The organism is Wolbachia endosymbiont (group B) of Pammene fasciana (assembly GCF_947251495.1).
GTDB lineage: Bacteria > Pseudomonadota > Alphaproteobacteria > Rickettsiales > Anaplasmataceae > Wolbachia.
Window position 1 is genome coordinate 238,772 of the sequence record NZ_OX366360.1, and the last position, 12,667, is coordinate 251,438.

Annotated in this window: 6 protein-coding genes; 5 read left to right on the forward strand and 1 reads right to left on the reverse strand. The window is 34.4% G+C overall.

Going from position 1 to position 12,667, the window contains the following annotated elements:
- Nucleotides 1-304: 304 nt before the first annotated feature.
- The gene (locus OPR29_RS01115) at nt 305-1,882 is read right to left on the reverse strand and encodes a lysine--tRNA ligase (RefSeq protein ID WP_265025306.1); all 1,578 of its coding nucleotides are present in this window, start codon (nt 1,880-1,882) and stop codon (nt 305-307) included.
- A gap of 64 nt (nt 1,883-1,946) precedes the next feature.
- On the opposite strand from OPR29_RS01115, the gene OPR29_RS01120 reads away from it, so the two are divergent.
- The 5 genes from OPR29_RS01120 to OPR29_RS01140 are packed head-to-tail and all read left to right on the forward strand — an operon-like array spanning nt 1,947 to nt 12,601.
- Nucleotides 1,947-2,243, forward strand: coding sequence for a type IV secretion system protein VirB3 (locus OPR29_RS01120; RefSeq protein WP_006015054.1), 297 nt, complete (start codon nt 1,947-1,949; stop codon nt 2,241-2,243).
- Between the two features lie 9 nt (nt 2,244-2,252).
- Nucleotides 2,253-4,658 (forward strand): VirB4 family type IV secretion/conjugal transfer ATPase, encoded by a 2,406-nt coding sequence (locus tag OPR29_RS01125; RefSeq protein ID WP_010402460.1) that lies wholly within the window; start codon nt 2,253-2,255, stop codon nt 4,656-4,658.
- Nucleotides 4,651-7,233 carry a TrbL/VirB6 family protein gene (locus tag OPR29_RS01130; RefSeq protein WP_265025307.1) on the forward strand — a complete coding sequence of 861 codons (2,583 nt, stop codon included), beginning with the start codon at nt 4,651-4,653 and terminating at the stop codon, nt 7,231-7,233. The genes OPR29_RS01125 and OPR29_RS01130 overlap by 8 nt, the downstream gene beginning before the upstream one ends.
- A 17-nt stretch (nt 7,234-7,250) precedes the next feature.
- Nucleotides 7,251-9,623, forward strand: a complete 2,373-nt coding sequence (locus OPR29_RS01135; RefSeq protein ID WP_265025308.1) for a TrbL/VirB6 family protein — start codon at nt 7,251-7,253, stop codon at nt 9,621-9,623.
- Nucleotides 9,620-12,601, forward strand: a complete 2,982-nt coding sequence (locus tag OPR29_RS01140) for a TrbL/VirB6 family protein (protein ID WP_265025309.1) — start codon at nt 9,620-9,622, stop codon at nt 12,599-12,601. Before OPR29_RS01135 ends, OPR29_RS01140 begins: the two co-directional genes overlap by 4 nt.
- Nucleotides 12,602-12,667 lie beyond the last annotated feature (66 nt).

Consider the following 12,667-nt stretch of genomic DNA (forward strand, 5'->3'; position numbering starts at 1 on the left):
CGCTGGCTCTCTAAAATTACTTTAGCTACAAATATTAAGAAATTTACTAAATAAAAAAAGACAAAAGAATCCCTGTATAGCGAGTTTTAATAATGTAAATTGATAATGTGCTAACAAGCGCGATTTGGCTGAATGTAGAAAAAATAAAAAAAGCTGCTATAATTTTATGTAATTTGCCAATAAACACCTGAATTTTGTCGTTGAGCCCAAAAACAAGGATAAATACCTTTATTAGTATAATAAGGAAAGTGGGAAGGTTTGTCAAGTAATAAAACTAGAGGGCTCAAATGAAAGAAGGTAAACTCTAAAGTGTACGTTCAGTAGCACTTTCTATAAGAGAGATTGTATTATCTATCCCATAAAGCTTTATAAAAGATCCCATTCTAGGACCGGTTTTTTGGCCAAGCAGCGTTTCATATAGCAACTGAAACCAATCGCGTAAGTTATTGTAATTATGTTTTTTTCCGATGGAGAAAACCTGAGATTGAATCTCTTCAGCAGTGGCTGTAATAGGCAGGGAATGTAGGTTGTTCTTTAAATCTAGTAACGCTTCTTTCTCTTTTTCGTTTGAAGCTTTATACGCTTTTGTTGGCTTGATAAAGTCGTGATAATACCTAACTGCAAAATCCGAAAGCCTATCTAGCATTTTGTTGCTTTCTGGTGTAACGTTTGGTGCATAAGTTGATATAAAACCCCAAAGAATCTCTTTATTTTCAGCATTACAAGCTGCTGCCAGGTTTAAAAGTAACGAAAAATTTATGCCTGAAGTTTCTACGTTTGGAACTTTACCCTGGTGGATGTGCCATACAGGGCTATTTACATCCTTTTCTTTACTTTCATTATAACGCTTAGCAAACTCTAAATATTCATCAGTTGATTTTGGTATCACATCAAAATATAAACGTTTAGCTTTTTTAGGACTCTGAAAGATGTATAACGCTAAACTCTCTGTGGGTGCATAAGTTAGCCACTCCTCAATTGAAATACCATTTCCTTTTGATTTTGATATCTTCTTTCCTTCTTTATCAAGAAATAACTCATAGCAAAACAAAAGCGGTGGCTTTTCTCCAAGTATTTTACATATTTGACTTGAAAGCACAGCAGATGGAGTCAAATCCTTTCCATGAGCTTCGTAATTAACTCCGAATGCAGCCCACCTCATCCCCCAATCAGGTTTCCATTGCAGTTTACATTTTCCTTTTGTCACTGGAACTTCTATTTTTTCCCTGTTTGGGTCTTCATACGTGATTGTTCCTTTATCTGTATTTGTTTCAATTACTGGAACTTGTAAAACTTGGGAAGTTTTTGGGCATATCGGCAAGAATGGACTGTAAGTCTGCTGCCTTTCTTCCCGAAATGATGGAAGCATTACGTCCATCACTTTATCATAATTTTTCAGCAGGAGTAAAAGTTTTTCATCGTAAACACCAGATTTATAACACTCTGTTGCACTCCTAAATTCGTATTCAAATCCAAACAAATCAAGAAATTTACACAACAACGAATTCATGTGATGACCATAACTCTCATGAGTGCCAAATGGGTCAGGTATCATGGTTAATGGCTTGTTCAGATTCTCTCTTAGCATTTCCTGATTTGGTACATTATCTGGTATTTTTCGCAAACCATCCATATCGTCGGAAACTGCAATGATTTTGGTTTTTATACTAGGAGCTATTTTTTTTAGAGCGTTTGCAATAACTGTGGTACGAAACACTTCCCCAAAAGTACCAATATGTGGTAAACCCGAGGGACCATAACCAGTCTCAAATATTATCTCTTTTTTATTAGGGAATTCTTGTAGTATTTTTTCTGCTTCTTGAAATGGCCAGCTTATAATCATTGAATTTAAATTAATTATCTTACCTAAAGTGCTATTCATTTCAATAGATTTTTAATTAATGATGTAGTATTAGTGTTAGAGCTCTTATTAGAAGGTTAAAGATATGTCTACTGGCAGCATACAAACGAATCAATTATTTAAAGGTCTTACAAGACCTGCAATGCTCTTTGGTGTGAGTTATATGTTTGCAATATTAAACGTTCTAATTTGCATGCTAATTTTCATTAATACAAATGATCTTAGAGTAATTCTCCTGATGTTACCAGGTATACATGGACTTGGCTATATAGCTTCTGCAAAGGAACCGTTGTTTATTGAGTTATTTATGGTAAAGTTGGGAAAATGTTCCAAATGTTTAAATCGGTTTTATCATGGAGCCAATTCTTATGACATTACTTGATGTTATGCAATGTTGAGATTTAGAGCTATTCAATCAAAGAATAAATCTATTCTAAGTAGAGAGGTTCACGCTGCCGAATTTATACCTTATTCTTGCTATTGGAATAGTACAACCTTGATAACAAAGCAGAATTGGTTAGTTAAATTTATAAAATTAAATGGCTTTGCGTTTGAAACGGCCGATGATGAAGACTTGGTGATACAAAATAATATCAGAAATCAGATGCTAAGAAGCATTTCATCTCCAGCATTTAGTTTGTACTTTCATACCATCAGACGTAAGAAAAATATTTTTTCTGATGAATTTGCAAATCAGAGTTTACCAAATTTTTTTGCTAACCATGTAAATCTAAAATGGAGAGAAAAACACGCAACTAGGCAATCTTTTATTAATGATTTATACATTACGATTATTCGTAGGGCAGATACAAAGGGAGTAGAATTTTTATCACATCTACTGAAAAAATTTGGGCATGTAACTTCAAAACATGCTTGGGAAAGTGATATGCGTGATACCTATGAAGATTTAGAGGAAACGACAAATCGTATAGTAACAAGCCTTAGGAATTATTCGCCTAAAGTCCTTGGAGTAAAAGAAACTCCAAACGGACTGTTTTGTGAAATAATGGAGTTTCTGTCTAGAATTGTAAATTGTGGCTTTGTTACAAATACGCTTTTTCCACTAAAAACTGAAATATCAAGATACTTACCAGTTCATAGGTTATTTTTTGGCCATAAGATGATACAGGTTGTGACTCATAATGAAAGTAAATATGCTGGAATAGTTAGTATCAAAGAATATGGAAATAATACTTCCGCAGGAATGCTTGATTCTTTTTTACAACTTCCTTATGAATTTATTATCACGCAGTCTTTTCAATTTACAAATAGGCAAATGGCAATTGCGAAAATGCAGATACAGCAAAATCGTATGATACAATCTGCAGATAAAGCTATTTCTCAAATAGCAGAAATTTCTCATGCGCTTGATGATGCAATGAGTGGTAAAATTGCGTTTGGTGAACACCATTTAACTATCTTATGTATAGAAAAAAGCCCTAAATCATTGGACAATGCTTTATCATTGGTTGAATCGGAGCTTTCTAATTGTGGTGTTTATCCTGTTCGTGAGAGGGTTAATCTAGAACCAGCATTTTGGGCGCAAATTCCTGGTAATTTTGATTATATAGTAAGAAAAGGTACAATAAGTAGTCTTAATTTGGCCGGTTTTGCATCTCAACATAATTATCCTACTGGTAAAAAATTCAATAACCACTGGGGAGATGCTGTTACAGTTTTTGATACAACATCTGGCACTCCATTTTTCTTCAACTTTCATATAAGGGATGTTGGACATACTATGATAATTGGGCCAACAGGTGCTGGCAAAACTGTTTTAATGAATTTTTTATGTGCTCAAGCAATGAAATTTTCTCCAAGAATATTCTTTTTTGATAAAGATCGCGGTGCAGAAATTTTTTTAAGAGCACTTGGTGGTATCTATACTATAATAGAACCAAGAACTAAGACAAATTTTAATCCTCTGCAACTTGACGATACTCCTGATAATAAAACATTTTTGATGGAATGGATAAAATCTTTAATTTTAGTGTACAACGATAAATTCACTTCAGAAGATATTGCTAGAATTAATGATGCAATTGAGGGAAATTTTAAATTAAAAAAAGAAGACAGATTTTTGAGAAATCTTGTACCATTTTTAGGGCTTGCGGGTCCTGATACTCTAGCTGGAGCAATATCTATGTGGCATGATGATGGCTCTCATGCTGCAATATTTGACAATAAAGAAGATTTGCTAGATTTTTCAAAAGCAAGAGTGTTTGGCTTTGAAATGGCTAGCTTGCTAAAAGATCCTGTTGCTCTTGGGCCGGTCTTGATTTATTTGTTTCATAGGATTAGTATATCGCTTGATGGCACTCCATCTATTATTGTTCTTGATGAAGCATGGGCGTTAATAGATAATCCAGTTTTTGCACCTAAGATAAAAGACTGGTTGAAAGTGCTGAGAAAGTTAAATGCTTTTGTAGTTTTTGCTACTCAGAGTGTTGAAGATGCAAGTAAAAGTGCTATTAGTGATACGCTTGTACAGCAGACAGCAACACAAATTTTTTTGCCAAATCTGAAAGCTACTAGTGTCTATCGAGATGTTTTTATGTTAACTGAACGTGAGTACATACTGATCAAACACACAGATCCAAGTACTAGATTCTTTTTAGTAAAGCAGGGAGTTAATGCTGTAGTAGCTAGAATAGATCTGAAAGATTTGGATGATGTGGTCAACGTGTTATCTGGACGTGCGGAAAGTGTTCTATTGTTATATGATATACTGAAAGAAGTCGGAGATGATCCAAAGATGTGGTTGCCTGTGTTTTATCAAAAGGTGAAAAATGTTTAAAACTAAACTGTCATTACTGTTAGTTGCGATATTTTTGTTAAATATAGATTTTTTGCTCTCGTATCCAGTGTTTGCAGATACAGTAAGTGGTACTGACAAAACGGAATTTGTTAGCAGATTTAATTCTACTGGCAGCTTTAGTCGTGCTTCTAATCCTGACTGTAAGGCGTTTGAAACAGCTGCAGCAGTTGCTGGGATAGCAATTGCTATTGGTGCAATATTTACTGGTATTGTTTTGATTGTCTCTTCTGCTGGTTTATTTACTGCTCTTGTTATCGTTGGAATGATAGCTGCAATTGTTGGGGTTTGGAAGGCGATAGGAGGACTTGTTGTTTGTGAGCATAGTTTTGTTAAACACCCAGTTGCACGTGATCATGATGGAAAGTATAAAGATTTCGAATTCTCAAAATCAGAATACTCAAAATATTCAGATTGCACAAATAAGAATTATCAAAAGGAAGATGAATATTTTAAATGTTTTGATGGGGCAAATAGATCAATAGAAGTAGGTAGAAAAATAGAGAAGGGCATTTTAAACTCCATACCTGACCAAAATACTGGTGGTTATTACTGGCCAAAAAACGGTGTGCAATACAGTGAATATATAGAAGTATGCCATAGAAATCCTTTAACATTTAGCAGATTGTTTTGGTTAGATACATCAATAAAAGCAGACTTTGATGTTAGAGAGAAGGACACTGGATATGAAGGTGGGTCATGGTCTCCAAAAGTTGATGGTGATCTGGAATGTAAAGTTCTTAAAGCAGGACAAAGCGAAACCATACATGGGTCAACATTCAAGGCAGTAAAAAAAATGGACAGATTGTGTGTGGAGCTGGCAAGTGTGAGAATGCTTGGTATCAAAATGACTCCTTGGCCGCAAGGGGTTGATATGGGATGCACAGAATTGCCACCTGACCCACTTGCTCCTATGTGTGAAAAATCTGTGATGATATTCAAAAATAAAGATGGTACAGGTGAATATGAGGAAGATCTTAATGATTCTAAAAATAAGGACAAAGATTACAAAACTATTATAAGGGAAAAGAAAGGAGAGGGAAAAATTTTTGTAGGTTATAATAATGCCAGTTGTTTTAGCCAGTATGTCTCTGAAGCTTGCTACAATCAGGCAGGGAGTAAATCATTAGCTCCTCTTCCCATCACTTCTATGATAGTGCAATGCATTAAGGAATCGTTAGATAATTTAGTTGCAGGTATTGATTCAAGTGGCAGTCCACTTAACGATCAAAATGGACATAACAAGGGCAGTTTCTTATCTGTAGCACAGAAAAAGCTAAAAAACACCGTAACTGCTGTCTTAGTTTTGGCTTTAATACTGTTCTCTATAAAAGCCATGTCTGGTGGTGTTCGCAGTCCTCAAGAAATGTACATGTTGATTATTAAGTTTGCTTTAGTGATTTACTTTACAACAGGTAGTACCATGTCTCATTATTACGGAGAATTAACAAAACTTTCAAATGGTTTGTCGGAGATAGTATTGCAAGCATCATCTGAGAGCAAAGGTATATGTAATTACGAAGCAGGCAAAGATTATGAATACATGCGTAAAGTAGATGGAAAAAGAATATCTTACAGCTATCTTGCTCCTTGGGATAGGCTTGATTGTAGAATTTTATTCTATTTAGGTGCCCCTTTAGATGGAATTGGTGGCAAAATTGGTACTGGAGGTGTTGCAACGTTAGCGGTCTTGCTTGGCGCTGCTCCTGTCTTGTTAGTTGCAGGTTCGGTGATTGGTATTATTTTCGCTGGTGGACAAATTTTAGTAGCTCTTGTCTGTATATTTATGGCCATTTTGATGATGATGGTTATTTTATGGATGTGCTATGTATTTATCTTATCTTTAGTTGCGCTTAGTGTAATTATCATCTTATCACCTTTATTCATTCCTATGGTTTTGTTTCAACATACTAAAGGATATTTTGATGGTTGGCTAAAAGAGTTAATTACCTACAGTTTATACCCAGTTATCCTCTTTGCATTTCTATCTTTTATGTTCATAGCATGTGATAAAATCTATTTTAAAAATTTAAATTTTAAACCGGACGAGTTATATAAAAATGAACAACCGGACAAGTCATATGAAAAGAAACAAGCAGAAATCTCATATAGCAAGAAAAAACAGTGGTTTAAATTGAAAGATGGGGAATGTGATAAAAATGAAACTACTCTCGCATGTATGATGCAAAATTATAGCTTTAAAAAGAGCAGCATACTTGGTCTATTCGACTTTACATACATGGAGTTTGGCAGCTCTCTAATCGGAGAATTATTAAAATTGTGTTTAGTATTATTCCTCTTTTACCACTTTTTAAACGTTCTTCCTGGCATGGCTGCTGAGCTTGCTGGTAATCACAGAGCAGCACTTGGTTCAGGTAGCACTCCTGCACAAATGGTGAATAAAGCTTTATCTGCTGCCAAAGCTGCTGCTGGAGGTGCTGGTCAAGTTGCTGCTGCGGCTGTAAATAAGGCAAGAGGGGCTATTGGAGGAGGTGGAGATGATAATAAGGGATCGGGATCTTCCTCTAGTGAATCTATAAAATCAGGTGGAGAGTGAGCGCAGGTGAGTAACAGATGTTTGAACATTTGAGCAACCAAAATTTGGTTAAGCTATGCATAAGTTTTGTGATACTCTTTTTATTATCTGGGTGCGGGTGTATTAAGCCAGAAGATTCATCAGGCTTGCGTGAGAAATTGGATATAGTGTCAACAGAGCAGAAATGGGTTGATTCTGGAGTCTATATTTCGGATAAAATAAAAGTAACAGAGATTAATATAGTACCTAATAAGGTTAATTTTTGTTCGCAATATAAAGATTTTGCAATTGAACCTGGAGTAAGAAACGTTACATTACCGTTTGCGCTTAAAGCTGGCGATGCGATAAGCTTTAGTGTTGTTGGAAGTAAAATGTGTAAAAACAATAATGGCATGGTCACCTGCAAAAAAATTGACGAAAATTGCGGTGAAGGGGAAAAGGAGTATTTTTCACATGTTTTAAATCAAGAGAAGTGTCAAGGTGAAATATGTCCTAATAAATATGAAATAGGCAATGCACAATGGTTAAATGGAAAAGAGTACTGGTCTTCAGAATTAGATCAAAGTGAAAGAGAGGAAATTAGAAATGTCATCGACTCTATAAAACAGCAAGGGGAAAATGTAGACTGTAGCAAGCTTTCAGAGAGCAGTGCAAGTAAGATAGATACGCGCATTTTAAATTTACTCTGTGGACGTATATGTAAATTTTCTTTCGGCAGCGGAGAAAAAGGTTGCGTATATATTGAATACAATAGTATAGAAGGTGAGATATTCAATACTTTAAATTCTAGAGGTGAATCTGTTATTGCTGAAATTATTGATAACGTATTAAAGGAAAAACGGGTAAAAACTGACATTACACTATTACGTGTTCACATGGATAATGAGGAATTTGAACACATTCCAGGAGGCGGTATATGTATTAACTGTGATCATAAGATAGATCGTAACCATCCAAAACCAGAGTTAACTTTTAGTTTAGGTGATGGTAAGGGCAAGGGTGGTTTCAATATAAGAGTAACGAAGAACCATAGTCTAAAAAACAACTTATATATACATGTTTCTGATAAGTTTCCTGAGCACAATCCTGGTGAAATTCTGGGGGATATACCTGTGGATATCAGTGAAGTTCATAATACTGAGTATATGGAAAGATTAAAAGAAAAGCTAAAAGACAAGAGTGGCACTATATATTACGGAATAAGAGATCATGGCTGTGATTATAAGAAAAATGAGGGTCAGTTTAGTATTAACCTTACAACTAAAGAGCCACCTGTAAGAACTTTTAGTGCGATATATAATTTTTTTGATGAAAAAGTAAAAACTGCATTTTTCGGTTCTAGCTACAAAGACACTAACGCGATTCACTCTGATACTAGACCTGTGAAGTCTCTTTATCAAAGTTTTGTAGCATCAAATAGAACAAATACCATCAGATCTACAATAGTGTCGTTATTAGTATTATATATAGTTTTATACACCCTTTATTACTTTTTTGGATTGTCTCATGCTTCTATATATGAATTTTTAATTATATGTGTAAAGATAGGAGTTATTACCCAATTGCTGAACGATAACAGTTGGAGTTTTTTTTATAACAATGCATTTTCTATTTTTGTTAATGCTCCAAAACAGTTAATAGAAATAGCAAATTTCAGAGGTACAACATCAAATGTTTTTGAATTTCTTGATTTACCGCTCAATAGGTTTTTATCAGCACACTCAGTGTTACTAATAGTATCTCTTATATTCTCCGGTCCTTTGGGTATTGTATCGTTTTGCTTGGTGATTTGGGGTTTGATAACAGTGAGCTTATCGATGTTTAACGCCTTATTTTCTTTTATCACATCTATAGCAATAGTTGCATTATTGCTTTCCTTGGCGCCTCTTTTTATTATTTGCCTTCTATTTGGATATACTAGACAGATGTTTCACAATTGGGTCAAAAATTTAGCAAGATTTGCAATTCATCCGGTAGTGCTTTTAATTTTTATATCATTAATAAGCCAGGTTATGGATTATATTGTGTATTCGGTCTTTAATTTTGAGGTCTGTCCTACATGTATACTTAATCTTAACTTAAAGATTTTTAATCCTTGTATTATTTATGGTTATGCTTCCAAACATGCACCTAATATCACCGCTATGATGGCTTTTGTGATTTTGGGACATGCTATGAAAGCTTTAGTTGAGGCATCTTCAACAATATCTGATTCGTTGTTTGGTGTTTATGTGGCAAGCGAACCAGGAAGGCAATATCAGCAAAGCTTAATGGGAACAGTAGGTTTAGATGAACAAAGTATCCAAAGAAGAGCAGGTCAGCAATCTGGTACACCAAGTCGAAGACCTCAAATACCACAATCAGCTCAAAGATCAGCACCTAAAATACCGACAAACACAGGAAATCAATGATGAGCAGAAAATCATTATTATTGATACTATGTCTTGTAATTACTGGCTGCACAATGGATTGTGTTGAACCTGGGCTGCAGAGCAGAAATACTAGTGTCAGTATAGATGTTCCAGTTCGTGAAGCTGGCGAAGGAGTTAAAATTCATTGGGTTGATTCTGGTCAAGTAATTAGCAAGGATGAGAAAATCAAATTTACTCTTGGTGGGTCAGTAAATTTTTGTCCTCTTAAAGAAGGGAAAAATCCAAAGAGAGTACTTGTGCCCGCTGTATTTTGTGCTAATGATTTAATACCAAATTACAGTAATAAGTTAACTGATAATGCTAGTCTTGATGAACGAGAAATATGTGGGGATATAGGCTTTGGAAATAATGAATTCTATAGCAATAGACGTTATGTAGATACTGGAATTAAAGCAAATCCTGGTGATAAGTTAAGCTTTAGCTTAGTTCCCAGAGAGATAACGATTGATTATGACAATCCACAAGGAAAAGGTATCAGTTTTGATGATAATTGCTATAGAACTGAAAAAGGGGATGAAAAAGATAGAGCTACAATAAGAGACATGCTAAACGGAGGAAAGTTCTTTTGTGGAGAAAGTGGTAAAAGAACTGTAGTAGAATTTCCGCCGCTGAATAAAGAAGAAATGAATAAAAGAAGAGTGCTAGTTGGCAATGGCTACACTCCATATGATAATAAGGTACATTTTAATAAGGATTATATTCAAAATTCATGGATAAATGGTGCGTTGTTAGATCTACGACGAACTAAAATAGGACTGAATGAATTATGTAATGGGAAAAGGTGTGATTTTAATGAGCTGAACAAATACAGTTCTTATGAACTTAATTGTTACTATAAGAATATATGTTACAACGCAAAAGGTATAGGGGAGAATTGCGTCTCTTCTATAAGGTATGAGAAGTATGATAAAGGAAATACATGTGACATGTATTCTCACCTTAAACGTATTGAGGATGAACTAAAAAAGATTGAAGAAAATAAGAGGGATTCTAAGCAGATTGACATTAATTTAATATCAAATTCTAAATTAAACTTCAAAGAGGACAGAGGAGATATTTCTTGGGCCGAAGCTCTTGTTGCAAAAATTGGCGATTTTGATGATCAGGATACTGCTAAAGGTATTCAATGTTTTCCAAATGAGAAAGGTGCGAAAGGAGATAATGTATGTTCACAGATTAATTATAAATTTGAAGATTACTCTCTGAGATTAAATCATGATTATAAAATAAAAGGTATAACACCTGGTAGTAGTGTAATGCTTGCTATAGCAAGCAATGGCAATTACTTTCTTCATAGAGGTGGATATCATGTTGAAGTAACTAGATCATGTAACTTTGATGGTGGTAAAAAATTGTATGTGTACTTAGGTGATAATCCGCCAAGGGATCCATCTGCTCGAAAGACTAATGATTTCAAAAAAGTAAGGAAGTTAGATAAAATAACAGAGGATAATGTAGACTATTACATAATAGATGGAAGTCATTTGGTAAATGAAGAGTCTAAGAAAATATATTTTGGTATTAATGTAGAAAACGTAGAGAAAGATGATATTACGGATAAAGATAGCAAATATTATGAAGATAACAAATACACAGTAAATTTATTTTTAAAAAGAAAAATAAACGATTTTATTTCATCAACTATAAGAAATATCTTTTGTATTGCAACAGGAAGAGAATGCCCCTCATGTGATACAACAGCAAGAGAAAAATGCTCCTCATGTACTGAGACAGCAGGGAAAAAATGCGAAACAGGAATTGTAGGTAGTGTTGAAGATTTATACAAAGGATATGCAAGAGGCCTTCTACAAGGAGTAAGAGCTTTGCTTATTCTATACGTTATATTTACTGTTGTTGGCTATATGCTTGGAACAATACAATTAAGTAAATTCGATTTTATTATAAGAATATTCAAAATAGCATTTATAGCTTTTGCTTTTAGTGATAGAAGTTGGGAATTCTTTGGTACAACTTTGTCTGGGCTTTTTGTTGAGGGTAGCATTTATTTAGTTGATAGTTTTTCTGGCTATATAGGAGAAGGAGGTAAAAAATTTGCATTCTTAGATTTAACAGCGGGAGTATTATTTACAGGAGAAACATGGCTGAAATTTTTATCTTTAATGCTATCAGGACCTTTTGGCTTTATTGCATTTTTGGCAATACTTTATGCCACTTTTGTGTTTTTAAGATGCATTATTAGTGCTACGTTTAAGTATGTAATATCTACTATTTTAGTGGCATTTTTATTGTCATTGGCACCTTTATTTATCGTATTTATTCTATTTCAACAAACTAAAACATTATTTGATAATTGGATAAGAACGCTGGCTCATGTTTCATTGCAACCAGTCATTTTATTTTCATCCTTGTCTCTTTTAAATCAGTTAATGTATTCAGTTCTATACAACCTCACAAATTTTTCTGCATGCTATCAATGCTTAATTAGTGTAAATTTTTTATCGTATGATCTGTGTCTTATGAAATCAATATTACCTCTTGGGTATAGTCCTGGTACTAGTGTTGATGTTGCGCTCAGTACAGGAGAAAGGGCTGGTGGGCACTTTGCAGCATTACCTATAGATCTAATCCAGGCATTTATATATCTCATCATTGCTAGTGCAATGGAAGCTTTTGTTTCTATATCAGAAACTATGGCGCAGGCGTTGTTCAGCTCTGGTTATGGAGTTGCTCAAAGTGTTAGTCATATTTCTAGGAGCGCATCACAAGCTATGCTGTCAACTGTTGGCCTTGATGATAGAACCCAAAATATGATACATAACATCAAGCAGGGAATGAGTAAAGATCGTAGCAAAATTGAAGCTAAATTGCCTGATACACCAAAGCAAGCAGATGGGAAAGGGAGTGCTGGCAGAGAAATGAGCAAATCTGAAACACTAAGCCAGCCAGATAAGCAAAAGGATTCTGATAAAACAAAAGGACAAGTCAAGGAAGATTGATGAGATATATGGAGTAACTAATTAAAAAGATATTTGAAGTAAGGTTTTAGAAATTTATTCTGTATT

Excerpts from the sequence above, each read along its gene's own strand:
- OPR29_RS01115 (WP_265025306.1), bottom strand. The coding sequence starts at position 1,882 with ATGAATAGCACTTTAGGTAAGATAATTAATTTAAATTCAATGATTATA.
- OPR29_RS01120 (WP_006015054.1), top strand. The coding sequence starts at position 1,947 with ATGTCTACTGGCAGCATACAAACGAATCAATTATTTAAAGGTCTTACA.
- OPR29_RS01125 (WP_010402460.1), top strand. The coding sequence starts at position 2,253 with ATGTTGAGATTTAGAGCTATTCAATCAAAGAATAAATCTATTCTAAGT.
- OPR29_RS01130 (WP_265025307.1), top strand. The coding sequence starts at position 4,651 with ATGTTTAAAACTAAACTGTCATTACTGTTAGTTGCGATATTTTTGTTA.
- OPR29_RS01135 (WP_265025308.1), top strand. The coding sequence starts at position 7,251 with ATGTTTGAACATTTGAGCAACCAAAATTTGGTTAAGCTATGCATAAGT.
- OPR29_RS01140 (WP_265025309.1), top strand. The coding sequence starts at position 9,620 with ATGATGAGCAGAAAATCATTATTATTGATACTATGTCTTGTAATTACT.